The sequence below is a fragment of the Stappia sp. TSB10GB4 genome (genome assembly GCF_900185745.1).
In the GTDB taxonomy this organism is placed as follows: domain Bacteria; phylum Pseudomonadota; class Alphaproteobacteria; order Rhizobiales; family Stappiaceae; genus Stappia.
This window is the reverse complement of sequence record NZ_FYAV01000086.1, coordinates 1-25,674: the sequence shown is the minus strand read 5'-3', so window position 1 is coordinate 25,674 and position 25,674 is coordinate 1. Positions and strand designations below refer to the sequence as shown.

Below are 25,674 nucleotides of genomic sequence, written 5' to 3'. Positions count from 1 at the left end.
ATCTCCTCAATCGCTGACGCGCAGGCGCTTTTCCACCCAGTCGGCGATCTGCGTCATGGGCAGGAGCATGGCGATGTAGAGCACGGCCATGACGGTGTAGGATTCCAGCGGGCGGTAGGTCTGGCCGTTGACGACGGCCGCCATATAGGCGAGGTCGGCGACGGAGATGACCGAGACCAGCGAGGTGTTCTTGAACTGGATCACCGACTGGTTGATGAAGGACGGCAGCATGCGCTTGAACGCCTGCGGCAGGATGATGCGATGCATCGCCTGCCAGGGGCTCATGCCGATGGCGGCGGCCGCCTCGCGCTGGCCCTTGTCGATGGAGACGATGCCGCCCCGGAAGATCTCGGCGTAGAAGGCGCCGACATAGAGCGACAGGGTCAGCATCGCCGCGACGCGGTTGTCGATGTTGCCACCGACCAGCAGCGGGAAGGCGTAGTAGAACCACAGGAGCTGCACCAGCAGCGGCGTGGTGCGGAAGATCTCCTGGTAGACGCGGGCGATGAAGCTGAGCCCGCGCCAGCCCGACAGGCGCATCGAGCAGGTGAGGAAGCCGATCAGCACGCCGAACGCGATCGAGCCGACCGTGTAGACCACGCTGATCCACAGGCCCCACATGAAGAGGTCGCGGTACTGCCAGACCGAGTGGAAATCCCAGGTATAGGTCACGGGCGCACCTCCCTGCCGGGACGGCGCGGGGCCTGTCGCGTCGCTGTCATTGTCTCGGGTCCTCTGGTTTCTTGTTCGTGTGGACGATCACGCCGCATCGCGGCCGCTCCTGTCCATGGCTTGAGGGCAGTGTCCTATGCGGCGCGCGGGCGCCGCAATGCAAAGCAAGGGCGCCGGCTTAGCGCATTTCTTGGAAGCTGGCGGAGGCATCGGCGAAGCGGCCGAGGATCGCCGCGATGGTCTCGCGGCTGGCATCCGTCACCGGCACCATCGGCAGGCGCAACTCCGGCCCGGCGAGATTGGCAAGGGCGAGCGCCGCCTTGACCGGGCCGGGGTTGGACTCGATGAACAGGCCGTCGGCGAGTTCGGCGACCAGTTCGTGCAGGGCGAGCGCGCGGGCGGTGTCTCCCGCCTCCCAGGCCTTGACCATCTCCACCATCTCGCGCGGGGCGACATTGGAGACGACCGAGGTGACGCCGACGGCGCCTAGCGACAGGAACGGCAGGGTCAGCGCATCGTCGCCGGAATGGATGATCAGCCGGTCGCCGCAGGCCTGGCGCAGCCGGGTGACGCGGGCGGAAGAGCCGCCGGCCTCCTTGATGGCGACGATGTTGGCGTGGCGCTCGACCAGCCGGGCGCAGGTTTCCGGCGCGATCTCGACGCCGCAGCGGCCGGGCACCGAATAGAGCACGATCGGCAGGCGGGTCGCCTCGGCGACGGCGCCGTAATGGGCGAGCAGGCCGGCCTGGGTCGGCTTGTTGTAATAGGGCGTGACGACGAGCACCGCATCCGCCCCGGCGGCCTCGGCGCGTTTCACCTTCTCCACCGTCTTGCGGGTGTCGTTGGCGCCGGCGCCGGCCAGCACCATGGCGCGGCCGGCGGTCAGCGCGACGGTGCGAGCGATCAGGTCCTCGGCCTCCGCCTCCGACAGGGTCGCGGCCTCGCCGGTGGTGCCGACCGGCACGAGGCCGGCGACGCCCGCCGCGAGCTGGCGCTCCACCAAAGCGGCGAAGGCGGCATGGTCGACCTCGCCGTCGCGGAACGGGGTGACGAGGGCGGTGAAGACGCCGCGGAAACGGCTGGCCATGTCGGTCATGGAAGATCCTCCTTGCAGAAGTCAGATGGACTTGGTGTCGGCGAGCGCATAGCGCCCGTTGGCGGGACGGCGGGCGGCGAGCCACTGGGCGGCGGCCAGCGCCCCTTCGGCATAGGCGGCGAGGGTGTGGACGCGGTAGCTGAGCAGCAGTTCGGCGGAGCCGAGGTCGAAGCGGACCTCGTTGACGCCGACCGTGTCGCCCTCGCGGGTGACGCGGATTCCCGGCTCCGGCGCGTCGAAACCCATGGCGGCGGAGCGGGCTTCGCGCACCGTGGCGGCGAGCCAGCGCGAGGTGCCGGAGGGCTCGGCCTTCTTGCGGGCGTGATAGACCTCGCCGACGCCAGCCTCGCCGCCGGGCATCAGCCGGGCGAAGCGGCCGGCGATCTGGCGGAAAGCCTCGAAGCCGAGGGCGAAATTGGCGCTGACCACCATCGGCCGATGGGCGGCGAAGGCGGTGAGCGCGGCGTCCTCTTCGGCGGAAAAGCCGGTGGTGCCGACGACCATCGGGATCGGCTTCTCGCCGACCTCGCCCTGCAGGGCGAGCGAGGCGGCGGGCGAGGAGAAGTCGATGATCACGTCGCAATGGCTGTTCATGGCCGCGTCCGAGGGACGGTACTCGATGCTGCCGCCGGCGACCGGCGTGCCGACCAGGGCCGAGCGGGGCGAGACCAGCGCGGCCGCCAGCTCCAACCCGGGACTGGCGAGGACGAGTTCGACGAGGCGGGTCCCGACACGGCCGGACGCGCCCATGACGGCGATGCGCATGGCGGGTTTCCTCAGTCGATCACCACCTTCGGCTCGCTCATCTCGCGCAGGGCGATGCGCACGCCCTCACGGCCGAGGCCGCTGCGCTTGACGCCGCCGAAGGGGACGTGTTCGGCGCGGAAATCCGGGCCCTCGTTGATCATCACGCCGCCGACGATCAGCTCGCGCGAGAACAGCTTGACCATGGCATGGTCGTTGGTGAAGACGCCGGCCTGCAGGCCGTAGGCGCCGGCATTGACCTCGGCGATGGCGGTGCGGGCGTCCGAGAAGGTGCGGATGGCGATGACCGGGCCGAAGGTTTCCTCGGCGATGACCGGCGCGTCGGCGGCGACGTCGCGCAGCACCGTCGGGGCGACCAGCGTGCCCTTGCGGGTGCCGCCGGCGAGGAGGCGCGCGCCGGAGGCGAGGGTGGTGCCGACGCGCTCCTCGACCAGCCGCGCGGCGGCCTCGTCGATGACCGGGCCCATGTCGGTGGCCTCGTCCGCCGGATCGCCGACACGGACCCCGGCGACGGCGGCGACCAGCCGGTCGATGAAGGTCTCGGCGATGGCGGAGTGGAGATAGAGCTTCTTCACCGCCGCGCAGCTCTGGCCGGCGATCTCGAAGCGATGGCCGATGGCGGTGGCGACGGCGCGGTCGAGATCGGCATCCGGCAGGACGAAGAGCGGATCGTTGCCGCCGAGTTCCATCAGGCAGCGGACGAGGCCGCTGGCGGTCTTGAGGGCAAGGCCGGCGGTGGGGCCGCCGGTGAAGGAGAGCAGGTCGATGGGCGCGCGGGCCAGCGCCAGCGCCGCCTCGGCGCCGCCATGCACCACCTGGAACAGATCGCGCGGCCAGCCGGCGCGCACGGCGAGCTCGGCGAGGCGCGCGGCGGCGAGCGGTGCCTTGGGCGAGGGCTTGGCGACCACGGCGTTGCCGGCGGCGATGGCGGGCCCGAGCTTGTGGCACAGGAGATTGACCGGATAGTTGAACGGGGTGATCGCCCCGACAACGCCGACCGGCTGATAGGTGATGGTGGCGAGCCGGTCGGCGCCGCCCTCGACAATGGCGCAGTGCAGCGCCTCGCCGTCGAGGAAGGTGGCGGCATCGCCGGACAGTTTCAGCGTGTTCTGGGCGCGGCGGACCTCGTTGCGCGCCTCGCGGATGGTCTTGCCCATTTCCGCGCAGATGGTGGCGGCAAGGGCTTCCGCATCGGCGGCGATCTCGGCGGCGAGCGCGTTCAGCAGGGCGCGGCGCTCCGCCGGCGTCGAATGGCGGAACTGAGCCTGGGCGCGGCGGGCGCGGGTCAGCGCGGCGAGGATGTCGGCCGGCGAGCTGGCCGGCAGGCGGCCGACCTCGGTCCCGTCGAACGGGTTGCGGACGGCGAAGTCGGGCTCGGTGTGCAGGGCAGCGGTGGACAGCTTGGTCATGTCTGGCTCTCGTCAGGCAGGGAGGGGGCGGGCGCCGGGGCGGCGAGCGCGGCGATGGGAACGGGGCGGATCGGCCAGCGCTGGCCGGTGAACGCGCCGGGGGCGAAGGGGGTGGCCGTGCCGGTCAGTGAGCTGGTCAGGCTGCTGGTCAGGGCGGCGGTGTTGGCGGCGCAGAACCGGCCCTGGCAGGCGCCCATGGCGAAGCGGCCGCTCAGCTTCAGCTCCCGCGCGGACAGACCTTCATCCTCGGCAAGCAGGCGCTTGAGGTCGCCGACCGTGCGGCCCTCGCAGCGGCACAGCACCGTGTCGTCGGGGATGTCGGCGGGGAAGGCCGGCGCCAGCGGCGCGAAGGCGCGGGCGATACGGCCCTGGGCGGCGCGGTGGCGGGCAAGGGCGGCGGGCTCGGTTTCGGCATCGGCGGCCTGCCGCCCGGTCGGGGAGGCGAGGCGGGCCGCGATCCGCTCTCCGGCGGCGGTGCCGTCGGCGATGGCGGCCGGGGCGCCGAGCGCGGCGCGGCAGTCGCCGATGCGCAGGACCAGCGGGCGGCGCGGCGTTGCCTCCGCATCCTCGGGCAGGCCGAAGGCGTTTTCGGCAAGCCCGTCATGCAGGGCGATGCGATCGGCGGCAATGCTGTGGCTGGCGCCGCGCCGGTCGGTCCAGGTGGCGACGAGGGTCTCGCCCTCGCCCTCGGGTGCGATCCGCTGCAGCACGGCGCCGCGATGCCAGGGCACGCGGGCACGGGCAAGGGTCGCCAGATAGCCCGCCGCCTCGCGCAGCAGGGCCGGATGGGACAGCAGGGCAAGGCCCGCCGACCAGCGGCGCAGCGGGTCGCCCGCCTCGAGAATGGCAAGCGGCGGCCGGCCGAGGCCGGTCATCTGCGCGGCGACGGCGAGCAGCAGCGGACCGGAGCCGGCCAGCACCACCCGGCCGGCGGGCGGCCGGCCGGTCTCCTTCATCATCACCTGCAGCCCGCCGGCGGTGACGACGCCCGGCAGGGTCCAGCCGGGGCGCGGCAGGACGCGCTCGACGGCGCCGGTGGCAAGCACGAGCGCGCGCGGGCGCAGCGACAGGACGCGGCCGGCATTGCGGTCCTCGATCAGCGCCAGGCCGTCGGCCTCGAGCCCGAGAAACAGGGTTTCAAGGCGCAGGTCGAGGCCGGGTGCGGCGGTGAGATCGGCGAGGAGTCGGCGCCAGCGCGCGCGCGCCGGCGCCGGTTGCGGCACCGGCGCGGCGCCGCCGACCGGCTGGCGGAAAATGGCGCCGCCGAGGCTGCCGCGCTGGTCGACGAGGGTGACGGACAGGCCCTGACGGGCGCAGGCGCTGGCGCAGGCCATGCCGGCCGGGCCGCCGCCGACGACCAGCACATCCATCGCCCGTTCGATCCTGCGGGGGGCATCAGGCCGCATCGCCGGGCTCTCCCTGTACGAGGTGGAGGGGGGCAGTTTGGAAGGGGGCGGAGTGGAGGGGTTCGACGCGGGCGCCCGCCTCGGCCCTGGTCAGGCAGGCCTCGCGCGGCACGCCGGCGACCCGCACGGTGCAGGCCTGGCAGGCGCCGATGCCGCAGAAGTAGCGGGCCGACTGGCCGACAGGATCGCGCCCCAGCGAGACGATGCCGGCGGCGGTGAGGGCGGCGGCGATGCTCTCGCCGTCCGAAAACGGGATCGGCCGCGACATCCAGAAGAAGGTGGGACGGGTCATGCGGCGGCCTGCAATTCGGCGAAGCGGGAGGGCGCGAAGGGGGCAAGGTCCAACGCCGGCGCGGTGCCGCAGACGAGATCGGCAAGGGCGGCGCCGGTGACCGGGCCGAGGCAGATGCCGTCGCCCTCGAAGCCGGTGGCGAGAAACCCGTTGGCAAGGCCGGGCAGGGGGCCGACCAGCGGCAGCCCGTCGCGCACGGCGGTGCGGGCGCCGGCAAAGCCGCGCAGCAGTCGCACGCCGGCAAGGCCGGGCACCAGCGCGACCGCGTCGGAGAGGATGCGGGAGACGGCGGCAAGATCGGTCTCGCGCTTGTCGCCATGGTCCTCGCGGGTGCCGCCGATCAGGAACTGGCCGGTGCGCAGCGGGTCGACGACGAGGCCGAAACCGCGCGCGGCGGAGATGGAGGCCTGCTCGCCGCCGGCGTCCAGCGCGCGGGTCTGGCTGCCCTTGGACAGGAGATAGCGCCCGGACATGATCGAGCCGGGCATGGCGCGGCTCAGCGCCAGGTCGCGCTCGGTGATCAGCAACTGGCCCTTGCGCGGGGTCAGCACGGCTTGCAGGCCGAACAGGGGCGCGGTGCCGTTGCCGGTGGCGAAGACGAAGGCATCGGCGGCGATCCGGCCGCGCGGCGTCTCGACGGCGCGAATGCGCCCGCCGGCCGCGTCGATGTCGAGCCGGGTCACCGGGCAGCCGCGCAGCACCGGCACGCGGGCGGCGGCAAGCAGTTGCCGCACCACCTGATAGCCGATGGCATGGCCGTCGCCGCGCACCTCGATGACGAGGCAGGCGGCCGCCGACAGGGCGGGAAAGCGCGCCTTTATCGCCGGCGGCTCGATGGCCGCGACCGCGACGCCGGCCTGGGCGAGGGCGGCGGCATGGGCCTCCAGCACCGCGCGCTCGGCCGGGCTCGCGGCGACGATGAAGGTGGAGCGGGGATGGAACAGGCCGGCAAGCGGTGCGTCGTCGCCCTGAAGGCCGGTTTCGGGGTCCGGGTCGAGCCCCGCCAGCCGGCGATAGAGGGCGATGCCCTGGAGCGCGGCACGCATCAACGGGCCCGGACGCTTGCTGGCGACGGAGACGGCCCCGTCGGCGGCGCCGGAGGCCTCGGCGGCCGGGGCGAGCGCGTCGAGCACCGTGACAGTCAGCCCGCGCCGCGCCAGGAAATAGGCGGCGGCGCTGCCGACGATGCCGGCACCGGCGACGACAACGGAAGCGGGTTGCGGATGCGCAGTTGCCACGGGCTGACCCCAGGGGTTGAACATGGGGGCAAGTGTGGCGGGGCCGGCGGGGAAGCGTCGATACAAGATGACGGGCGTGCTTGCTGCGGAATTTTGTATCGGCTAAGGGGAAGGCAGCCCCTATGCCGGCACGGCAGGGAGACATGCATGGCCAAGATCAGCCTGACGCTCATCCAGACCTTCTACCAGGTCGCCCGGCACGGATCGTTTTCCGGCGCGGCGCGGGAGCTGAATCTCAGCTACCAGTCGGCGGCCAACCATGTGCGCCGGCTGGAGCAGATCCTCAACGGCCGGCTGATCGAGACCGAGCAGGGCGCCAAGCGGATCGCGCTGACGCCGCGCGGGCGGGCGCTCTACAACCTACTGCATCCCGAACTCGACATCATGCTGGAACGGCTGACCAAGCTGATCGAGAACCAGCGCTCGGCGCTGCGGGTCGGCATGCCGCAGGCGATCTTCTTCTATCTGTTCCCCAAGGTGCTGACGCGGTTCCGCGAGGAATTCCCGGAGATGGAATTCGCCGTCTACGAGCGCGACACGGTGCTGGCCGAACTGGTCAAGAACGGCAGCCTCGACGTGTGCATCTCCGAGCGCTATTTCGGCGATCCGGTGGTGCCGCAGCGCCTGCTCGGCAGCTACCGGCTGAGCCTGGTCTATCCGCGCGCCTGGGGCGCGGCGCCGGCCCCGGCCGAGGTGCCGGCCTGGGCGCGGGAGCGCCCCTTCATTACCTACGAGCCCGGCCAGACGCTGCGCAACCTCGCCGTCGACTTCCTCGGCCGCGACGGGGCGCAGGTGCAGCCGGCGATCTCCACCTCCGGCAGTTCCTCGGTGAAGCGCTGCGTCGAGGAGGGGCTCGGCTTTTCCATCATCCCGTCCTGGTGCATGCAGGGCGAGGAGGCGGCGATCGCCAGCGTCAGGCTGACCAACCTCCCCGAGGTGCGGGTCTATTTCGGCAGCGCCGGCTTCCTGCAGAAGCACCCGAGCGTGCAGCGGTTGTTCGCCGACTGCCAGGCCGAGCTGGTCGGCCCGGTGCTGGAGCCGCCGCGCGGCGGCGATCTTGCCCATCCGGCGCTGTAAGCGCCCTCGGATTATCCGGCGCCGTGAGCGACATTGGTCCTTCCAACATATAAAAAACTGCGTAAGGGCGGCGGCGTCTCTAGCATTGTTCCCACCCCCGCGCTCGCTAGGCTTGACCCCGGCCAACAGTGCTGCCGGGCCGCGCCACCAGACGGGCACCGGCCAACGACACGTCGGGGAACAACGGAGGTCCATTACCCATGACATTCCTGAAGAAGCTGTGCAGCGTCGTCGCCATGACGCTGGCCATCGGCGCCGCGAGCGCCGCGGTCAGCGCCGCGAGCGCCGGCACCATCGAGGAGATCCGCGCCCGCGGCGTGCTGCGCATTCCCGGCATCCTCAACGAGGTGCCGTATTTCAACAAGGATCCGCGTACCGGCGAGTGGCAGGGCTTCGTCATCGACATGGCGAGCGACATCGCCAAGATGCTGGACGTGAAGCTGGAAGTGGTGGAGTCGAGCTGGTCCAACGCCATTCTCGACGTGCAGAGCGGCAAGGTCGACATGGCCTTCGCGGTGACCGCGACGCCGGTCCGCGCCATGTCGGTGTCGTTCTCCGCCCCGACCTATTACAACAGCTTCATCATCGTTTCGGCCAAGGACGAGCTGACCGGCAAGACCTGGAGCGAGCTGAACGATCCGAAATACACCTTCGCCGTCGACCTCGGCTCGGCGCAGGACCTGATCACCCAGCAGTATCTGCCCAAGGCCAATGTGCTGCGCTTCAAGACCCGCGACGAGGCGATCGTCGCCGTCACCACTGGCAAGGCCGACGGCCTCGTCAACACGATGCTGAACGGCCTCGTCATCTCCAAGAAGGCGCCGACGATGGGCTCGGTGAAGGTGCCGACGCCGGTGCTGTCGACCCCCTCCGTCATCGCCCTCAACTACAGCGCCGACGAGACGTTCAAGAGCTTCGTCTCGGCCTGGGCCGAGTACAACCGCCGCATCGGCAACAACCAGACCTGGATCGTCAAGAGTCTGGAGCCGTTCGGCATCACCCTGACCGACATGCCGGTCGGCTTCGGCTTCGGCGGCTGACCCGGATCCTCGCCCCATCGATCCCTCGCCCCCGCGCCACCGGCGCGGGGGTTTTCGTTTCCGGGGCGGGCTGTGCGGTGCTACGCTGCGGCCGAGGAGGAGAACGACTTGGCCGATCCCGCGCAGCATGTCGCGCATGTCGTGAAGACGGCGACCGACTCCAATTCCGCCGCGCATTCCCGGCTGGCCGCCTCCTGGCGCCGGTCGCTGGACCATTACGGCCTCGATCCGGGCGAACGGGACGCGGTGCGGCGCATCAGCGGCGAGGCGCTGGCCGAACGCCGCGCCCGCTACGAGGCGATCCTGCGGATCGCGGCGCCGCGGCTCGACGCGCTCTACCAACTCGTCAGCGCCTCCGGATGCGGCGTCCTGCTGACGGATGCCGAGGGCGTGGTGCTGGACCTGCGCGCCGCCGACGGCGATGCCGAGGTGTTCGAGGCCTGGGGCCTGGTGCCGGGCTTCGACTGGTCGGAAGCCTCGGAAGGCACCAACGGCATCGGCACCTGCATCGCCGAACAGCGCCGCGTCATCATCCACCGCGACGAACATTTCCGCGCCCGCAACACCTCGATGAGCTGCATGGACACGCCGATCTTCGGACCCGAGGGCGAGTTGATCGGGGCGCTCGACGTCTCCTCGGCGCGGGCCGACCAGACAGAGTCCTTCAACCGGCTGATCGCCGCGATGGTCGCCCAGACCGCCCGCCAGATCGAGGTCGACAGTTTCCGCGCCGCCTTCCCGCAGGCCCGCATCATCGTCACCGATGCCGACGACAGCGAGACCGCGATGCTGCTGGCGGTGGACCGCGACGACATCGTGCTCGGCGCGACGCGGGGCGCGCGCAAGGCCTTCGGGCTGGGGACCAGCGGTCCGATCCGCCGGGTGCCGGCCTCGGACCTGTTCGGGCGCGAGGACGGACCGACCGGCTTCGAGCGGGCCGAACGGGCGGCGGTGATGCGGGCGCTGTCGCGCAGCGGCGGCAATGTCTCGGAGGCCGCCCGTGCCCTCGGCGTCGGGCGCGCCACGCTCTATCGGCGCATGAGCCGGCTCGGCATCGGCGAAAACGAGAGCTGACCTGTCTCGATTCCGAGACAGGTCCCATCGCCGACGTCCGCGCGCGGGCTGATCGCCCTGCGGTGCAGCGGTAGTTTCCGTGCATCCCGGCGGAGGACCGGGAGACACGGAGGAAACCCATGAACGAGATGGTCCGGATCGCGAGCGGCTACAGCTCGCCCTTCAAGCTGCGCTACGACAACTTCATCGGCGGGGGCTTCGTGCCTCCGGTCAAGGGGCAGTATTTCGACAATATTACGCCGATCACGGGCGCGAAGGTCTGCGAGGTGGCCCGCTCCACCGCCGAGGACGTGGACCTGGCGCTCGATGCCGCCCATGCCGCGCGCGAGGCCTGGGGCAAGACCTCGGCGGCCGAACGCTCCAACATCCTTCTCAAGATCGCCGACCGCATCGAGGAGAATCTCGAGCTGATCGCCACCGCCGAGACCTGGGACAACGGCAAGCCGATCCGCGAGACGATGGCCGCCGACATTCCGCTGTCGGTCGATCATTTCCGTTATTTCGCCGGTGTCCTGCGCGGCCAGGAAGGCACCATGTCGGAGATCGATCACGATACGGTCGCCTATCACTTCCACGAGCCGCTCGGCGTCGTCGGGCAGATCATCCCGTGGAACTTCTCGATCCTGATGGCCGCCTGGAAGCTGGCCCCGGCGCTCGCCGCCGGCAATTGCATCGTGATGAAGCCGGCGGAGCAGACGCCCGCCGCGATCATGGTCCTCGCCGAACTGATCGCCGACCTGCTTCCCGCCGGCGTGCTCAACATCGTCAACGGCTACGGTGCCGAGGCAGGCGACGCGCTGGCGCGCTCGACGCGGATCGCCAAGATCGCCTTCACCGGCTCCACCGCCACCGGCCGCAAGATCATGGAGGCCGCCACGGTCAACCTGATCCCGGTGACGCTGGAACTGGGCGGCAAGTCGCCCAACATCTTCTTCTCCGACGTGATGGCGCAGGACGACGCCTATCTCGACAAGGCGGTCGAGGGCTTCGTGCTGTTCGCCTTCAACCAGGGCGAGGTCTGCACCTGCCCGAGCCGCGCGCTGGTGCAGGAGGACATCTACGAGGCGTTCATGGAGCGCTGCATCGCCCGCGTGAAGGCGATCCGGCAGGGCGACCCGCGCGACATCGAGACGATGGTCGGCGCGCAGGCCAGCAAGCAGCAGCATGACAAGATCATGTCCTACTTCACCATCGGCGCGGAAGAGGGCGCCGAGGTGCTGGTCGGGGGCGACGCCGCCAGCTTCGACGGCGAGATCGCCGGCGGCTATTACATCCAGCCGACGATCCTCAAGGGCCACAACAAGATGCGGGTCTTCCAGGAGGAGATCTTCGGCCCGGTGGTCAGCGTCACCACCTTCAAGGACGAGGCGGAAGCGCTCGCCATCGCCAACGACACGATGTATGGCCTGGGCGCCGGCGTGTGGACCCGCGACGGAACCCGCGCCTATCGCTTCGGCCGTGCCATCGAGGCGGGCCGGGTGTGGGTCAACAACTACCACGCCTATCCGGCGCATGCGGCCTTCGGCGGCTACAAGCAGTCCGGCATCGGCCGCGAGACCCACAAGATGATGCTGGACCACTATCAGCAGACCAAGAACATGCTGGTCAGCTACAACCCCAACAAGCTCGGCTTCTTCTGAGGCCGTAGGCGCTGGGACCTGGCCCGGCCGGATCACCGGCCGGGTCGTTTTTTTGCGTCCTGCCGGGTGGTTTATGTGCCTCCGGCCGGAGGTTAGCCCGGAAGCGGCTCCTGCGCGCAGCGCCGGCGGATCTCCTCGAAAAGCGGCACCAGGCCGGCATTCGCCGCCTCGACCGCGCGGTGCCGGGCCAGGAACTCTCCCATCACGTCGCGGATCTCCTCAAGGACCGCGGCTTCGTCGATCCGCGTCAGCCGGCCCGCCTGCAGCACGAACACCCCGTCGACCATGACATCGGTGACCGAGGAACCGTTCTCGCAATAGACCAGTTGGCGGACGGCGTCGGAATTGGGCGTGAAGGCCGTGCCCGAGGAGAGATCGAGGAATGCGAGGTCCGCCTTCTTGCCGGGGCGGATCGAGCCCGTCTCGTGGTCGAGCAGCGCGGCTTTCGCCCCGCCAAGCGTTGCCGCGTGCAGCACCTCATGCGCGGCGAGCCAGCGCTCCGGCGCCGTGTCCTGCAGGGTCTGCACCAGGGCGGCGACGCGCATCACGTCGAAGATCCGCATCGTGTCGTTGGACGAGGCGCCGTCGGTGCCGAGCCCGATATTCACTCCGCCGTCCAGCAGCTTGCGAACCGGGCACAGGCCCGAGCCCAGCTTCAGGTTGGCGATGGCGTTGTAGGACACGGACACTCCGGCCGCGCCCATCCGGGCGATGTCGTCGTCGCTGACCCAGACCGCATGGGCCATCAGCACGCCCGGATGCAGCAGGCCGAGGTCGTCCATGTACCTGACCAGCGAGCCACCGAACACCTTGGTGCCGGTGACGGCCTGCACCCGCGTTTCCAGAACATGCGTGTGATAGGGCACCGCGTGCTGCCGGGCGAGGTCCATGCAGGCGAGCATCAGATCGGGAGTGCAGCGCTGCGGCCCGGACGGGGCCAGCATGAACCGCAGGCGGCCGTCATAGCTGCCATGCAGGTGGCGGAACACCTCCTCGCAATAGGCGGTGTAGTCCCGCGCGGTGGGCAGCGGAAACTCGAGCGCGGCCTGAATGTCCGGCGGGACCACCTCGCGGCCGAAGGCGAGCGTGTCGAGATAGGGCAGGTTCATCAGCCCCGAGGAGACGTTGGCGCGGATGCCGATGTCGCCATAGGCGCGGAACACGGTGGCCAGCCGTTCGAGATCGTGCTTCGGCGGATCGAAGAAATCGTCGCTGATCATGGTCACGCCGCCGCGCAAGGACTCGATGGCGACCAGCATCGAGCGCAGATAGAGCAGGCGCAGGCCGACAGGCTCGGCGGCGAAGAACGGATAGGCGTAACCCAGCCAGGTCTCCAGCGCCATGCGCTCGTAGCGGCCGCGAAAGAACATCTCGCTGGAATGCAGATGGGCGTTGACGAGGCCGGGAATGACCAGCTTGCCGCGCGCCTCGTGCACCATGGCATCGGAGGGCGGGGAGAGGTCGGGGGCGAGCTCGGCGATCCGCCCTTCGCGCAGCAGGATGTCGAGGCGCTGCGGCTGAAGGCCCTGCGGTCCCTCGAGCGTCAGGACCTCGGCGCCGCGGATGAGACAGGCCTGCATCACAGCCGCCCCAATTCGTTCGGGCCCGAGGCGGTGGAGCGGCGGCCGAGGTGCGCGCTGAGCCACAGGCCGGCGACGGTTGCAAGATAGGGCAGCGCCAGCAGCAGGGCGGACGGAACCCTGTCGCCATAGAGCAGTTGCGCGCGGATGCCGAGGGCGCCGGCGAAGGCGAAGAAGAAGGCGGCAAGGGCCGCGCCGACGGGGTGGCCGGCGCCGAAGATGACGGCGGCAAAGCCCATGAAGCCACGTCCGGAGGTCATGTTCACCGAGAACATCTGCAGGCTTCCCGCCGCAAGCTCGGCCCCGGCAAGGGCGCAGAAGGGGGCGCCGAGCAGCAGCGCCCACAGGCGCATCAGGGTCGGGCTGACGCCGATGGCGCGCGCCGCGAACGGGTGCTCGCCGCAGGCGGACAGGCGCAGGCCGAAGCGGGTGCGGCACAGGACCAGCCAGGTGCCGAACACCAGCACGGGCATGACCGCGACGAGCACCGACAAGCCACCGAACGCCCCGAATGCCGGCCCGATCCGCGGCAGGCCGAAGGGCGCGTTGACCGCCGCTTCGCTGCCGAAGATCGCCGTCAGGGCAAGGGCGGTGCCGCCGAGCCCGAGCCCGGTGATGCCGAGGCCGGCAATGATCTGGTTGGCTTTCAGGATCTCGACGACGAACCACAGCAGCGCCGACAGGGCGCAGCACAGCAGCACGGCGACGGCGAGCGCCAAGGGCTGGGAGCCGGTGAGCCGGATCGTGACGATGGTGGCGCAGGCGCCGACGATCATCAGCCCTTCGAGGCCGAGGTTCCACACGCCGGCCCGCTGGGCTATGACCCCCGCCAGCGCGACATAGACGATGGGCGTTCCGGAGCGCAGGAACGCGACGATCAGGTCTTCCATCGGGACCTCCAGCGGGACAGCACGCCGCGCACGGCGTCGGCACGCGCGGTGATGAAGAGGGCAATCGAGGCGTTGATGATCTCGATCGCCGCCGCCGGCAGTCCGGCAACGATCGGCAGATACAGGGCCGCCGAGGCCAGCGCCCCGAAGAACAGCGCGACGACGACGGTGGCCAGCACGGAGAGCGACGACACCAGCCCGATCAGGATCGCGGTGAAACCATGGGTCGGCAGGAAGCCGCTGGCCAGCCGGCCGTTCGGCCCGAGCAGTTCGATCGACCCGGCAAGGCCGGCGAGCCCGCCGGAAAACAGGAAGGCGCTAATGGCGATGCTTTCCACCCGCGCGCCCTGCCAGGCGACCATCGACGGGTTCCGTCCGGCAAGCCCTGAGAGGATGCCGAAGGCGGTGCGGCGCGTCAGCCACCATCCGAGCAGCACGACGAGGACCGCGGTCGCCAGGATGACCGGCGAGGTTCCGGTCGTCTCGGAAATCCGGTGCGCCGCATCGATCGGGCGGGAGGAGGTGGCCTGGCCGGAGCCCGACGGATCCTTCAGCGGTCCGGAGGTCACATGGACCAGCGCCAGTGCGGCGATGAAGTTGCCCATCATCGTGGTGATGACTTCGTCGGCGCCGGCACGCACGCGCAGCAGCGCCGGCCACAGCGCCCACAGGGCACCGCCCGCCATGCCGGCGGCAAGGCAGAGCGGCACCGCCACGAGGGGCGATGTGCCGCGCAGGGCCTCGGCCGCGAAGGCCGCGGCGATCGCGCCCATGTAGAACTGTCCCTGCGCGCCGATGTTGAAGAAGCCGGCGCGGAAGCAGATCACCACCCCGACCGAGGTGATGAGCAGGGGCAGGGCCCATCGCAACACGTGGTCGAGCGCGCGCGGCCGGAACAGCGCGCCCTCGATCACGCCTTGCAGCGTTTCGGTGGCGGACAGTCCGACGGCCGCGAAGATCAGCGCGCAGAGCAGCAGCGCCGCGAGGATGAAGGCAAAGGTCCGAAAGACGACGGCAAGCTGAGTGGTCATGGCGCCAGATCCTCCTGCCCGTGTCCGCCGGCGGCGATCATGGCGTCGCCGACCGCCCGGATGTCGTAAGGGGGCGTAAAGCTGCCGACGCTCCTGCCCGAGGCGAGGACGACGACCTTGTCGCAGATATCGAAGAGTTCATCGAGGTCCGAGGAGATGATGAGAACGCCGGCCCCGCGATCGCGCGCGCCGCGCAGGGCATTCCACACCGCCGCTGTCGCGCCGATGTCGAGGCCGCGCGTCGGCTGGGCGGCGACGATGAGCCGTGCCTCGGCATCGATCTCGCGCGCGAGGATCACCTTCTGCGCATTGCCGCCGGACAGGGAGCCGGCGGGCTGGTCCGGGCTGCGATAGCGGACATCCCAGGCCTGGAACGCGGCATCGGCCTCGCGGCGCAGGGCGCGCGGACCTGCCGGAGAAAACAGCGACCGGCCGACGAGGCGCGCGGCGCACCAGTTCTCCCACAGGCTGCTGGTCAGGCTGAGACCTTCGACATTGCGCTCGAACGGGATGATCCGCAGACCCGCCTTGCGGCGCGCGGCGAGCCCCTGGCGCGCGAAGCGCTGCGCGCCGATCTCGATCTCGCCGGCGGTCAGCGGCGCAAGGCCGGCGATGGCGGCGACCAGATCACGCTGGCCATTGCCCTCGACGCCGGCAATGCCGACGATCTCGGCTTCGTCGACATCGAGGTCGACGCCGCTGAGGCCGTGGCCATAGGGCCCGCCCGGCACCGTGGCTCGGCGGATGCGCAGGGCCCCGGCCCAACCCGGCCGTCTTGCGGGCGGGGTTGAGGCGGCGTGGGTGGTTTCGCCCTCGCCGGTGAGGGCGGCGCGGTCGGCGGCATCGATCGTGCCGGCGCTGTCGCCGATGATCAGGCCCGACAGGGCGGAGGGTTCAAGGCCCACTGTTGCGACCGGTCCGGTGACCAGACGGCCGCCGCGCAGGACCGTCACCGTATCGGCAACCGCCAGCACTTCCCGGATCTTGTGCAGCACCAGGAACACCGTCACCCCACGCGCCTTCAACCCGCGCACCCGGGCAAACAGCCGCTCGATGCCCTCGGGCGCCAGCACGGCGGTGGGCTCATCAAGGATCAGCAGCCGCGCATCGGAGACCATCGCGCGGGCGATCTCGGCAGACTGCTGGGATTCCACCGGAAGGTCCTGGATGCGCGCATCCGCCTTCAAGTCGATGCCGATGTCGTTCAGCCAGGACTGCCAGTGTCGCTCGATCGCCTTGCGCGAGAAGATCCCGCGCCGCGGACTGACGAATTGCAGCACCTCCGCCACCGTGAAGGAGGGTGGCAGGGCAAAGCTCTGATGCACCAGTTCGACACCGGCGGCGCGCGCGGAAAGCACATCGCCGGGCGGGACCTTCTCGCCGAAGATCAGGACGTCGCCCTGCGCCGGGGCGACCAGCCCCGCCGCGACGCGCGCGAATGTCGTCTTGCCCGCGCCGTTCTGTCCGACGATCGCGTGAATGAGCCCCGGCTCGAAGCGGGCCGAAACCCCTTCGAGAGCGGTGAAGCTCCCGTAGCGCACCGTGACATTGCCGGCGTCGAGGGCGGGCGCCGAAGCGCCCGCCGGTTGGGGTCCTGCCATCTGCGGTCAGAGGTTCGTGTTGAACTCGACCACCAGCGATCCGTCGAGGATCGCGGTGCGCGCCTGATCGACCTCCGGCATGGCGGCTTCGGCCATGGCGTTGAGCTCGGCCGGTCCCTGGGCGATGAACTCCGGGTTGCGGATGAAGTCGATCACGCCGGTGCCAAGGCCCGTCGGCACGTGGCCGGCCTGCCAGTCAGGCGTCAGCGCCCGCTGCGCCTCGTTGTAGAGCGAGGCGCCGAAGTCCAGGCCGACGATGGAGATGAGGCTCTTCGGAGCCAGAGTGAACTGCGCCGGGTCGAGGCAGGAGACCAGGCGCCCCTCGCGCTCCTGGGCGGCGGCGATGATGCCGAAATCGGTCGCGGCGGCGTCGGTCTGGATGAAGTCGATCCCGTCCGAATACATCTGGGTGGCGATCTCCTGGCCCTTGGCCGGGTCCTGGAAACTGCCCGCGAAGGCCACCGTCGCGGTGATGTCCGGATTGACCGACTGGGCGCCGGCCTTGAAGGCGTTGAAGTCGGCGTTGATCGGCGGGATCGAGATGCCGCCGATGAAGCCGAGCTTGCCGGAGCGCGACATGCGGGCGGCGAAGATGCCCGCAAGATAGCAGCCGAGATAATAGTCGTAGGAGACCGTCGTGACGTTGGGAATGGCCGGCTCGAAGGGGTCGGCGAAGAGCTGGATGAACTTGGTGTCGGGGAAGTTCGGCGCGACCTCCCGGATCGGCTCCGCCACCTCGTTGAAGGTGGAGACGACGATCGAGGCGCCGGCCTCTCCCAGGGTGGTGAAGCTGGTCTCGTAGGTCGCGGGGTCCTGCGCGTAGATGGCGCGTGCCCGCATGCCGGTTTCGGCGGCGAACTGGTTCAGCTTGCCGATCATCGAGTCCACCGGGCCGGCATCGCCGGCTGCCTGGGTGTGGACGAGCGCGATCAGTCCGCCTTGCGCGCGGACGGCCGAGGGGCCGAGAAGGCCGGCGGCGAGAAGAAGACCGCCGGAGGTCTGCAGCAGTCGGCGGCGGGTGAAGGTCGACGTGGTCATGGGTTCATTCCTCTGGTGCGGCGGGCTGGATTATCGTTGGTGTCGGCGAGCAGGATGCCGGAGTCATGATCATGACATCCTGTGCCGTGATCGCATCAAGTGCCCAGATCGATGCGATGAAGTCTTGCCATGCGGGATCGGCATACATGGCGGCGCGGCGGGCCTCCCGGTCGGCGAGGCTGTCATAGGCCCAGATCAGCACGATCGTGTGCAGGCGGCCGATCTCCGAGACATAGAGGCCGACGAACCGGCCGAGATGCCGCTTCTGGATCGGCAGCCCGTCGCTCTCGTATTTCGCGAGCCATTTCGGCACCGTGCCGGGACGGAAGGTGTAGGTGCGATGTTCGACGATCACTGCGCGTCCTCCAGAATGAAGTCGGAAGCCCGCTCGCCGATCATCACGGAAGGGGCGTGGGTGTTGCCGCTGGCGATGATCGGCATGATCGAGGCATCGGCGACGCGAAGCCCCTCGACGCCGCGCACCCTCAGGCGGGCATCGCAGACGGCCATGGGATCGCCGTCGGCGCCCATCTTGCAGGTGCCGACCGGATGGAACGTCGTCATCGCCGTGGCGCGGAGCCAGTCCTCGAGCGCGGCATCGCTGTCGACGGCGGAGCCGGGTGCCAGCTCCGCGCCCCGGAACGGCGCCATTGCCGCCTGGGCGACGATGTCGCGCGTCTTGCGGATGGCCGCGATCATGGTGCGGACGTCGAACTCGTCGGCGAGGTAGTTTGGCATGATCCGCGGCGGGCGCAGCGGGTCGGCGCTCGCCAGTTCGATCTTGCCGCGGCTGGCCGGATTGACCGGGCCGACGCGGATGGTGAAGCCGTGGTTCGCCTCCACCGCCTGCCGCCGGAACGGATTGGGGAAGTTGAGGTTGGCCGTCTTCTCCAGCGCCGGCATGAAATGCAACTGGACGTCCGGCGCCGCAAGGCCCGGATGGGTGCGCAGGAAGGCACCGGCCTCATAAGGAAAGGTGGTGACGATCCCCGTGCCGAGGAACATGCCCTGCAGCATCGACAGGGTCAGCCTGTCGGCGCGCAGGTCGCGATAGAGCGTGATGGGCTGCGGGCATTCCCAGCTCATCACGCAGTCGACATGGTCCTGCAGGTTGTGGCCGACGCCCGGGCGGTCGGCGCGCACGGCGATGCCATGCTCCGCCAGATGCGCCGCCGGCCCGATGCCCGACAGCATCAGCAGTTGCGGCGAGTTCACCGTGCCGCCGGAGAGGATCACCTCCCGGCCGGCCTTCACGGTGACCTCCGCGCCCCTGGCGCGGTAGCGCAGGCCGGTGACCTTGGTGCCTTCGAAGGTCAGACCGGTGACGAGCGCCCCGGTCACGATCCGCAGATTGGGGCGGCCCCTGGCGGGGGTCAGGAAGGCGGAGGCCGCCGACCACCTGCGACCCTTGCGGATGTTGAAGTCGTAGCGCCCGACGCCGTCCTGGGCTTCGCCGTTGAAGTCGTCATTGATCGGCAGCCCGGCCTGCGCGCCCGCCTGAAGGAAGGTGTCGAACAGCGGATTGGGTCCGCGCGCCCGGCTGACGACGAGCTCGCCGGCCTGCGAGTGGTAGGCGTCGTTGCGGTCCTCGTGCCGCTCCGACCGGCGGAACGCCGGCAGCACGTCCTCGTAGCTCCAGCCGGGCAGGCCAAGCTGCGCCCAGCGGTCATAGTCGTGCCGGTTGCCGCGCACATAGATCATGCCGTTGATGGTCGAGGTGCCGCCAAGCGCCTTGCCGCGCGGCCAGTACAGCTTGCGCCCCTTGAGCTGCGGCTGCGGCTCGGTGAAATATTTCCAGTTGTAGATGCCGTAATGGAACAGCTTGCCCATCAGCATCGGCAGGCGCACCAGCGGGTTGCGGTCGCGCGGCCCGGCTTCCAGCAGCAGCACCTGGAAGCGCCCGTTCGCCGACAGCCGGTTGGCCAGCACACAGCCGGCGGACCCGGCCCCGACAACGATGAAATCAAAGCTCTCTGTCATGGCTTACCAGTCGATGGGAGGCACGCCCGCGCCCGCCAGATGCGCATTGGCCGCGGCGAAGGGATTGGGGTGCGAGAGATAGTCGTCGGCGAAAGCCGGGTGAGGGCGGTTGAGGACGATGTGCCGGCCCGTTGCGGCAAGGCCGGCCTCATCGAACAGGGCCTGCGCGGCCTCGCCAAAGCCGAGAAAGGCAACCGGCGCCTCGGAGCGCGCCACATGGCGCAGCACGGCCAGCATCAGCGGCCGCCACAGCGGCAGATGCCCGCGCGCCTGGTGCGGATCGATGTCCCGCCGGAACCGGGACAGGGTCAGCGAGGCGTTCAGCAGCAGCACGCCCTCTGCCTCGTGACGGTCGGACAGGGCGCCATGCGCCTCCACCGCGATCTCGCCCGCCTCGATCAGGCGCAACAGCGCCGGCCAGTCCGCGAAGCTGCGGGCAAGCTCCGGCCGGCCAAGGCGCGCGGCAAGCAGCGACTGGGTATAGGCCCGCACCGAGGCCGAGAACATCCTGTCGAGATCGCGCCAGGCAAGGGCTGCGCCGATCTCGAAGGCGCGGCCGGTGGCCGAGGCCGGCTCCGGATAGGGGTCCTGGCCGAGGATGACGGCGCGCACGCCGGAGGGCGCCACCTGGTCGAAGGCGCGCAGCAGATGCGCCCCGGCGGGGGCGCCGGGAAAGATCCGGCCCTTGCGCGGCGGAAACACCGGCTCCCAGGGCTCGATCTCCAGCGCCGGATCGATCGCCGCGAAATCGAGGGTAGTATCGCCCAACACCGCGTGCCAGGAGGGCGGCAGGTCGCCCTGCCAGCCGGCCAGAACCTCGCGCATCGCCTCGGACAGTCTCTGCGGCATATCGCCCCTCCCATTCGCCTTCGATGTGAGCGAATCTTGACGACTTCGTCAAGTTTTTTCGATCAGGAATCTGACGAAATAGTCAGGTTCTCAGATCGCCTTTGCCACGGTCCCGCCGCGTGCTAAGGAGGGGAGAGACAAGGGTGGAAACGATGAAAAGCCGGGAAAAATCCAGAACCTTCATTGCAAAGGACGAATCCGAGGGGCGGATACGGGCGCGCAATGAGCGGCTGATTCTTGACGCATCGGTCAGATTGTTTTCCGCCAAGGGCTATGACGGCACGACGATCTCGCAGATCGCCGAGACCGCCGGCCTGCCGAAGGCGAACGTCTATTACTACTTCTCGACCAAGGCGGCGATCTACGAGCGGCTGATCAGCGAGGTGCTGCAGGACTGGGACTCCGCCCTGCGCCTGCTGGACCCGGAACTCGACCCGCGCGAGGCGCTGTTCAACTATGTCGCCGGCAAGCTGGAATTCTCGCGCCGGCATGGCGAGAAGTCGCGCTTCTTCGCCGGCGAATTGCTGCGCGGAGCGACCTTTCTCAGCCCGCGCCAGAAACGGCATGTCCAGGCGGTGACGCGGGAGGCCTGCGAGGTGGTGCAGCGCTGGGTCGACGAGGGCAAGTGCAACCCGGTCGACCCGCGATACCTGTTGATCATGCTGTGGTCGACCACCCAGTTCTTCGCCGATTTCGCGCCGATGGCGGCCACCACGCTGGAAGTGCCGAAGCTCCGCAAGAGCGACTTCGACGAGGCGGCCCGGCAGATCATCGCCATGCTGGGCCTGTGGCCGGCGAGGTGAGAGGCGGGGCGGGGGCCTGGGCGACGCTGTTGTCCCGGCCCTGATCCTGGCGCGCATGCCGTTTCGGTCACGGTCGCGGCGTCACCTGCCGGTCGCGCAGCAATCCGCTCATGGCGGCGAGGCCGATGGCCGCGAAGGGCACACAGGACGCGAAGATCCATCGGGCAACGGCCGCCGCATCCGCCGCCGTCTCGATGGACAGCAGACCCGATGCATTCGCCACGATCCCGACATAGGCGGCGCCGAGAGCGTAGCCGAGCCTCTGCATCGTGGGGATCGCGGCGGAAATCCGCTCAACCTCGTCGGCCTCGACGAGCTTCATCGTTCGCCTCAGAATGAACGTCCAGGCCATCCCGAAGCCGGCACCTTCCATCGTCGCATAAACCGCGATCAGCCAGACGGGGCCATTGGGAACCGCATGGAGAAAGCCGAGGATGCTGAGGGCCACCACCGCCATGCCGAGAGCGATCGCCAGCCGGTCGAACCGCTCGGCCAAGCCGCTGACCAGAACGGCCATCACCGACCAGCCGATGGACGAACAGGCTATGATGTAGCCGGCGGTCAGCGCGGAGACGCCATGGATCGCCGTGACCAGGAGCGGCCCGAACGCGGTGACGGCGATGGTCGCCATCGACATGGACACGATCATGATCAGCGCGGCGCCTGACGGGCGCGTGGGATCGACCGGGCGAGGCGGAAGAAGGCGGTTGGCCCCTGCGCGCTGGTCCAGCCACAGAAATCCGATCAGGCAAGCAAGGCCTGCGGCAACGGATGGGACCGTTCGCAGGACCGAGACCTCGACGCCGCCAAAGGCGACCAGGACGACGGCGAGGCACAACAAGGCCAGACGCCTGACAGGGAGCCCGGCAGCGTCGGCCGTGGATCGTGTCACGCCCGCCTCGTTTCGCAAGACGATCCAGAGGGCGAGGGCGAATGCCTGGCAGGCAAAGAAGGCGAAGCCCCAGCGCCAGGTCGCATAGTCCACGAAGACGCCGCCGACCAGCGGCCCGGCGAACGCCGAGACGCCCCAAAGGGTCGAAACGGCAGCCATGGCACGCGCGATGTAGCGGCGTGGGAAGATCAGGCCGACCGCGACGAAGCCCATCGCCACCAGACCGCCGCCGCCGATGCCCTGCAGGGCACGTCCCGTCAGCAGCAACGGCATGGCCGGGCTGACGGCGCTGAGGATGCAGCCGACCCCGAACAGGACGGCGGCCATGCTCATCGGCGCGCGCAGGCCGGAGCGCAGGGTCAGCAATGCACTGGCCGCTCCCGCGACGATCGACCCGACCTCGTAGAGCGAGACGGACCAGCCCACCAGAGCCGCGCCACCGATCTCGGCCACGATGGAGGGGAGCATGGTGGCGACGATCAGGCTGTCGGCCGCGTGCAGCCAGACGGCGAGGCAAACGAGGGCCAGAGATGCGGCATAGGGGCTTCCGACAAACTCCCTCCATGACACGAATGTCTGCGTGTCATTCCCTGCCTCGGTGTTCATGCCTGCCATGTCCGTCTCCTGTTGACGGACATGCTGCTACGACCTCAACATTGGTTGAGGTCAAGGAGGTTTCGCATGGCGAAGAAGGAATTGTCCGTCGGCGAACTCTCGCGCCGCAGCGGGTTGCCCGTCTCCACGCTCCATTTCTATGAACGCAAGGGGCTGATCGCATCCGAAAGGACGTCGGCCAATCATCGGGTCTATCGGCGCGAAATCCTGAGGCGCGTGACCGTCATAAAGATTGCACAGAGCGCGGGCGTCCCGCTTGCCGAGATCGCCGAAGCCCTGTCGCAACTGCCAAGGGACGCGTCCCCCGACACACATGACTGGGAGCGCATCGCCGAAAACTGGCACGACGGTCTGACGCGGCGGATCGAACTGCTCACGGCGCTGCGCGACAAGATGGCGATATGCATCGGCTGCGGATGCCTGAGCGTGCGGCGCTGCCCGTTGGTCAACGAGGATGATGAACTGGCGAAAGACGGCCCCGGTGCCCGACTGATTCAGGGCGTGTGACTTCAGGACCCGTGACTTCAGGACCCGTGACCGGCGGGTCTTAAAGTCGCGCTCCCCCTGGCATATCATTGCCGGGCCAGACGCCGTTTCCGGGACAATATGAGTCCACGACCTAGTCACCCGAATCTGAAGTTCGTCACATTTTTCGGCATGCTCTGGACGAACTTCAGATTCAAAAGGGTGACTAGCAAGTCTATGTTTCTAGTGTGGTTTTCGAACTTGAAATACGCTCACCGGCACGCTGCAAGAAATGAGGCGTATTTCAAATTCACCACACTAGACAGTTGCCGAGCAGGCTGACGCCTGACGGCCCAGGGGGCATCCGATTCCGGTCCATGTCATGAGAGAGCCTGATTAGCCTGCAATCGGCGGGTTGAGCCGCGCAAAGCCTTCTTGCCGGCGATAGGGGAAGTAGGGATACGGCGCGGTGACGGCGCTCGCCTCGTCGAGCCGGGCAATCTGGCCGGGCTCCAGCTTCCAGCCGACCGCGCCGAGATTCTGGCGAAGCTGCTCCTCGTTGCGCGCGCCGATGATGACCGATGAGACGGTCGGGCGCTGGAGGAGCCAGTTGAGCGCAATCTGCGGCACCGTCCTGCCCGTTTCTTCCGCGATGGCGTCCAGAACATCGACTACACGATAGAGATGTTCTTCATCCACCGGCGGGCCGAAACTCGCCGTCTCGTGCAGGCGGCTGCCTTCGGGCAGCGATGCGCCGCGGCGGATTTTGCCTGTCAACCGTCCCCAGCCGAGCGGACTCCAGACCAGCGCGCCAAGGCCCTGATCTTCGCCCAAAGGCATCAGTTCCCATTCGTAATCGCGGCCGATCAGCGAATAGTAAACCTGATTTGCGACATAGCGCGGCCAGCCGTGGCGGTCGGCGACCGCCAGCGATTTCATGATCTGCCAGCCGGAAAAGTTGGACACGCCGACATAGCGGACCTTGCCGGCGCGCACGAGCGTATCGAGCGTCGAAAGAACCTCCTCGACCGGCGTGCCCGCATCGAAAGCGTGAAGTTGCAAAAGGTCGATATAGTCGGTCCGAAGGCGGCGCAGCGCATCCTCGACGGAACGGATAAGGCGGAAGCGCGAGGACCCCGCCTCGTTGGGACCCTCGCCCATCGGCAAGCCGGTCTTGGTCGAGATCAGCACCGCATCGCGTCGGCCCTTGATTGCCTCGCCAAGCACGTCCTCCGACGCGCCGCCGGAATAGACATCGGCGGTGTCGAACAGGTTGACGCCAGCCTCCAGGCAGATGTCCACGAGGCGACGGGCCTCCGTTGCATCGGAGGTGCCCCAATTGCCGAAGAGCGGGCCGGAGCCACCGAATGTGCCAGTGCCGAAGCTGAGGACCGGCACCTTGAGGCCGGATTTTCCGAGTGATCGATGGTCCAAGGGAGTGCTCCTTATGAGATCAGATTGCGTGTGGAGGCGTGAGCGCCATGCGCTTGCCGGAACGGACGGCAATCAGCGCGGTCGCAATGGCAAGACCAGGGAAAATCGCGGCTGTTCTCCAACAGGAGACCCACGCCGGCGAAGTCGGTAGCGCCGATGCCAAAGGCACCGGCGGTCGGAGCGCAGAGAGCGAGCGGCATGTCCTGTCCCGTGATTCTAAAATCCAGGACCAGAGATAGGACCTGCAAGTAGGGTGATGTAGTATGCCGATTGGAACATCATTTATGAACTTAAGGACCAATGAGCCGCTCCGAGATCAATCGTGCCCGTGAAATGGAGGTGTTCGCCCAGGTGGTCGATCAGGGCGGCTTTTCCGCTGCCGCACGCGTTTGCCGCATGACGCCTTCCGCTGTCAGCAAGCTGGTTGCGCGGCTGGAGGTGCGGCTCGGCGCAAGACTCGTCAACCGCTCGACGCGTGCTTTGCAACTCACCCCGGAGGGCTGCGCATTCTATGAGCGCGTGACACGCATTCTGGCGGATATAGAAGACGCCGAACGCGGCGCCAGCGCGGGGGAACAGCCGGTCGGCCGCATCCGGCTCAACACCAGCGCCTCCTATGCCACGCACATCCTGGCACCGATCCTGCCTGAGTTTCTCGACCGTCATCAACTCATATCGTTGAGGTGGTCTCTCGTTCTGGCGTTGAGGATGACGACGATCTTTCGCATGAGGGCTGTGAGGGCGACGATTGGCTTCTTTCCGTTTGCGATCAGCCTGTGGAAGACGG

The 25,674-nt window shown here is 68.8% G+C and carries 24 protein-coding genes; 7 read left to right on the top strand and 17 right to left on the bottom strand.

Annotated features, from left to right (window positions below; genetic code table 11):
- Window positions 1-6 precede the first annotated feature (6 nt).
- From TSB10GB4_RS23050 to TSB10GB4_RS23020, 7 genes are all read right to left on the bottom strand, one after another.
- Window positions 7-672, bottom strand: coding sequence for an amino acid ABC transporter permease (locus tag TSB10GB4_RS23050; protein ID WP_186397651.1), 666 nt, complete (start codon window positions 670-672; stop codon window positions 7-9).
- A 178-nt stretch (window positions 673-850) separates the two neighbouring features.
- A complete protein-coding gene (gene dapA, locus TSB10GB4_RS23045; protein WP_186397650.1) occupies window positions 851-1,768 on the bottom strand; it encodes a 4-hydroxy-tetrahydrodipicolinate synthase in 918 nt (305 codons plus the stop codon).
- A 21-nt stretch (window positions 1,769-1,789) separates the two neighbouring features.
- Entirely contained in the window at window positions 1,790-2,533 is a 744-nt protein-coding gene (locus TSB10GB4_RS23040; protein WP_186397649.1) for a 4-hydroxy-tetrahydrodipicolinate reductase, read from the bottom strand.
- Window positions 2,534-2,544: 11 nt separating this feature from the next.
- Window positions 2,545-3,942 (bottom strand): aldehyde dehydrogenase family protein, encoded by a 1,398-nt coding sequence (locus TSB10GB4_RS23035; protein ID WP_186397648.1) that lies wholly within the window; start codon window positions 3,940-3,942, stop codon window positions 2,545-2,547.
- Complete coding sequence (locus TSB10GB4_RS23030; protein ID WP_244571016.1) at window positions 3,939-5,348, bottom strand: FAD/NAD(P)-binding oxidoreductase; 1,410 nt, start codon at window positions 5,346-5,348, stop codon at window positions 3,939-3,941. Before TSB10GB4_RS23030 ends, TSB10GB4_RS23035 begins: the two co-directional genes overlap by 4 nt.
- Window positions 5,338-5,640: a 2Fe-2S iron-sulfur cluster-binding protein gene (locus tag TSB10GB4_RS23025; protein ID WP_186397647.1), complete on the bottom strand. Its 303-nt coding sequence runs from the start codon at window positions 5,638-5,640 to the stop codon at window positions 5,338-5,340. The genes TSB10GB4_RS23030 and TSB10GB4_RS23025 overlap by 11 nt, the downstream gene beginning before the upstream one ends.
- Window positions 5,637-6,878 carry an FAD-binding oxidoreductase gene (locus TSB10GB4_RS23020; RefSeq protein WP_244571015.1) on the bottom strand — a complete coding sequence of 414 codons (1,242 nt, stop codon included), beginning with the start codon at window positions 6,876-6,878 and terminating at the stop codon, window positions 5,637-5,639. Before TSB10GB4_RS23020 ends, TSB10GB4_RS23025 begins: the two co-directional genes overlap by 4 nt.
- A 147-nt stretch (window positions 6,879-7,025) precedes the next feature.
- Here TSB10GB4_RS23020 and TSB10GB4_RS23015 point away from each other — a divergent pair, with 147 nt between their 5' ends.
- The 4 genes from TSB10GB4_RS23015 to adh all read left to right on the top strand — a co-directional run bounded on the left by TSB10GB4_RS23015 (window position 7,026) and on the right by adh (window position 11,709).
- Window positions 7,026-7,955, top strand: a complete 930-nt coding sequence (locus TSB10GB4_RS23015) for a LysR family transcriptional regulator (RefSeq protein ID WP_186397645.1) — start codon at window positions 7,026-7,028, stop codon at window positions 7,953-7,955.
- A 200-nt stretch (window positions 7,956-8,155) separates the two neighbouring features.
- Window positions 8,156-8,995 (top strand): transporter substrate-binding domain-containing protein, encoded by an 840-nt coding sequence (locus TSB10GB4_RS23010; RefSeq protein ID WP_186397644.1) that lies wholly within the window; start codon window positions 8,156-8,158, stop codon window positions 8,993-8,995.
- A gap of 108 nt (window positions 8,996-9,103) precedes the next feature.
- Complete coding sequence (locus tag TSB10GB4_RS23005) at window positions 9,104-10,069, top strand: GAF domain-containing protein (protein ID WP_186397643.1); 966 nt, start codon at window positions 9,104-9,106, stop codon at window positions 10,067-10,069.
- 119 nt (window positions 10,070-10,188) lie between these two features.
- Window positions 10,189-11,709, top strand: coding sequence for an aldehyde dehydrogenase (adh, locus tag TSB10GB4_RS23000; RefSeq protein WP_186388999.1), 1,521 nt, complete (start codon window positions 10,189-10,191; stop codon window positions 11,707-11,709).
- Between the two features lie 92 nt (window positions 11,710-11,801).
- On the opposite strand, the gene TSB10GB4_RS22995 is transcribed toward adh, so the two are convergent.
- Genes TSB10GB4_RS22995 through TSB10GB4_RS22960 form a run of 8 tightly spaced genes read right to left on the bottom strand, consistent with a single transcriptional unit; the run spans window position 11,802 to window position 20,678 of the window.
- Window positions 11,802-13,289: an amidohydrolase family protein gene (locus TSB10GB4_RS22995; RefSeq protein WP_186397642.1), complete on the bottom strand. Its 1,488-nt coding sequence runs from the start codon at window positions 13,287-13,289 to the stop codon at window positions 11,802-11,804.
- Complete coding sequence (locus tag TSB10GB4_RS22990) at window positions 13,289-14,179, bottom strand: ABC transporter permease (protein WP_186397641.1); 891 nt, start codon at window positions 14,177-14,179, stop codon at window positions 13,289-13,291. The genes TSB10GB4_RS22995 and TSB10GB4_RS22990 overlap by 1 nt, the downstream gene beginning before the upstream one ends.
- The gene (locus TSB10GB4_RS22985; protein ID WP_186388996.1) at window positions 14,167-15,210 is read right to left on the bottom strand and encodes an ABC transporter permease; all 1,044 of its coding nucleotides are present in this window, start codon (window positions 15,208-15,210) and stop codon (window positions 14,167-14,169) included. Before TSB10GB4_RS22985 ends, TSB10GB4_RS22990 begins: the two co-directional genes overlap by 13 nt.
- Window positions 15,207-16,811 (bottom strand): ABC transporter ATP-binding protein, encoded by a 1,605-nt coding sequence (locus tag TSB10GB4_RS22980; RefSeq protein WP_186397640.1) that lies wholly within the window; start codon window positions 16,809-16,811, stop codon window positions 15,207-15,209. The genes TSB10GB4_RS22985 and TSB10GB4_RS22980 overlap by 4 nt, the downstream gene beginning before the upstream one ends.
- A gap of 6 nt (window positions 16,812-16,817) precedes the next feature.
- Window positions 16,818-17,849: a BMP family ABC transporter substrate-binding protein gene (locus TSB10GB4_RS22975; RefSeq protein WP_186388994.1), complete on the bottom strand. Its 1,032-nt coding sequence runs from the start codon at window positions 17,847-17,849 to the stop codon at window positions 16,818-16,820.
- Window positions 17,850-17,853: 4 nt separating this feature from the next.
- Window positions 17,854-18,204: an NIPSNAP family protein gene (locus TSB10GB4_RS22970; protein ID WP_186397639.1), complete on the bottom strand. Its 351-nt coding sequence runs from the start codon at window positions 18,202-18,204 to the stop codon at window positions 17,854-17,856.
- Entirely contained in the window at window positions 18,201-19,829 is a 1,629-nt protein-coding gene (locus TSB10GB4_RS22965) for a GMC family oxidoreductase (RefSeq protein ID WP_186397638.1), read from the bottom strand. Before TSB10GB4_RS22965 ends, TSB10GB4_RS22970 begins: the two co-directional genes overlap by 4 nt.
- A gap of 3 nt (window positions 19,830-19,832) precedes the next feature.
- A complete protein-coding gene (locus TSB10GB4_RS22960; protein WP_244571014.1) occupies window positions 19,833-20,678 on the bottom strand; it encodes a uracil-DNA glycosylase in 846 nt (281 codons plus the stop codon).
- A gap of 152 nt (window positions 20,679-20,830) precedes the next feature.
- Between TSB10GB4_RS22960 and TSB10GB4_RS22955 the strand changes: the two genes are divergently transcribed.
- A complete protein-coding gene (locus TSB10GB4_RS22955) occupies window positions 20,831-21,481 on the top strand; it encodes a TetR/AcrR family transcriptional regulator (RefSeq protein ID WP_186397663.1) in 651 nt (216 codons plus the stop codon).
- A gap of 67 nt (window positions 21,482-21,548) precedes the next feature.
- On the opposite strand, the gene TSB10GB4_RS22950 is transcribed toward TSB10GB4_RS22955, so the two are convergent.
- The gene (locus TSB10GB4_RS22950) at window positions 21,549-22,988 is read right to left on the bottom strand and encodes an MFS transporter (RefSeq protein ID WP_186397637.1); all 1,440 of its coding nucleotides are present in this window, start codon (window positions 22,986-22,988) and stop codon (window positions 21,549-21,551) included.
- Between the two features lie 45 nt (window positions 22,989-23,033).
- Here TSB10GB4_RS22950 and soxR point away from each other — a divergent pair, with 45 nt between their 5' ends.
- Window positions 23,034-23,495, top strand: coding sequence for a redox-sensitive transcriptional activator SoxR (soxR, locus tag TSB10GB4_RS22945; protein WP_371328930.1), 462 nt, complete (start codon window positions 23,034-23,036; stop codon window positions 23,493-23,495).
- 354 nt (window positions 23,496-23,849) lie between these two features.
- On the opposite strand, the gene TSB10GB4_RS22940 is transcribed toward soxR, so the two are convergent.
- Window positions 23,850-24,887 (bottom strand): aldo/keto reductase, encoded by a 1,038-nt coding sequence (locus tag TSB10GB4_RS22940; RefSeq protein ID WP_186397662.1) that lies wholly within the window; start codon window positions 24,885-24,887, stop codon window positions 23,850-23,852.
- 300 nt (window positions 24,888-25,187) lie between these two features.
- Between TSB10GB4_RS22940 and TSB10GB4_RS22935 the strand changes: the two genes are divergently transcribed.
- Window positions 25,188-25,674, top strand: a 487-nt coding sequence (locus TSB10GB4_RS22935; protein WP_186397635.1) for a LysR family transcriptional regulator, incomplete at its 3' end; no start/stop codon positions are given.

Bases quoted from the DNA above. Each gene is read 5' to 3' on its own strand.
- TSB10GB4_RS22980 (WP_186397640.1), bottom strand. From the start codon at position 16,811: ATGGCAGGACCCCAACCGGCGGGCGCTTCGGCGCCCGCCCTCGACGCC.
- dapA (WP_186397650.1), bottom strand. From the start codon at position 1,768: ATGACCGACATGGCCAGCCGTTTCCGCGGCGTCTTCACCGCCCTCGTC.
- TSB10GB4_RS23010 (WP_186397644.1), top strand. From the start codon at position 8,156: ATGACATTCCTGAAGAAGCTGTGCAGCGTCGTCGCCATGACGCTGGCC.
- TSB10GB4_RS22975 (WP_186388994.1), bottom strand. From the start codon at position 17,849: ATGACCACGTCGACCTTCACCCGCCGCCGACTGCTGCAGACCTCCGGC.
- TSB10GB4_RS22985 (WP_186388996.1), bottom strand. From the start codon at position 15,210: ATGACCACTCAGCTTGCCGTCGTCTTTCGGACCTTTGCCTTCATCCTC.
- TSB10GB4_RS23040 (WP_186397649.1), bottom strand. From the start codon at position 2,533: ATGCGCATCGCCGTCATGGGCGCGTCCGGCCGTGTCGGGACCCGCCTC.
- TSB10GB4_RS22960 (WP_244571014.1), bottom strand. From the start codon at position 20,678: ATGCCGCAGAGACTGTCCGAGGCGATGCGCGAGGTTCTGGCCGGCTGG.
- TSB10GB4_RS22950 (WP_186397637.1), bottom strand. From the start codon at position 22,988: ATGGCAGGCATGAACACCGAGGCAGGGAATGACACGCAGACATTCGTG.
- TSB10GB4_RS23015 (WP_186397645.1), top strand. From the start codon at position 7,026: ATGGCCAAGATCAGCCTGACGCTCATCCAGACCTTCTACCAGGTCGCC.
- adh (WP_186388999.1), top strand. From the start codon at position 10,189: ATGAACGAGATGGTCCGGATCGCGAGCGGCTACAGCTCGCCCTTCAAG.
- TSB10GB4_RS23035 (WP_186397648.1), bottom strand. From the start codon at position 3,942: ATGACCAAGCTGTCCACCGCTGCCCTGCACACCGAGCCCGACTTCGCC.
- TSB10GB4_RS23030 (WP_244571016.1), bottom strand. From the start codon at position 5,348: ATGCGGCCTGATGCCCCCCGCAGGATCGAACGGGCGATGGATGTGCTG.
- TSB10GB4_RS23025 (WP_186397647.1), bottom strand. From the start codon at position 5,640: ATGACCCGTCCCACCTTCTTCTGGATGTCGCGGCCGATCCCGTTTTCG.
- TSB10GB4_RS22965 (WP_186397638.1), bottom strand. From the start codon at position 19,829: ATGACAGAGAGCTTTGATTTCATCGTTGTCGGGGCCGGGTCCGCCGGC.
- TSB10GB4_RS22955 (WP_186397663.1), top strand. From the start codon at position 20,831: ATGAAAAGCCGGGAAAAATCCAGAACCTTCATTGCAAAGGACGAATCC.
- TSB10GB4_RS22990 (WP_186397641.1), bottom strand. From the start codon at position 14,179: ATGGAAGACCTGATCGTCGCGTTCCTGCGCTCCGGAACGCCCATCGTC.
- TSB10GB4_RS22995 (WP_186397642.1), bottom strand. From the start codon at position 13,289: ATGCAGGCCTGTCTCATCCGCGGCGCCGAGGTCCTGACGCTCGAGGGA.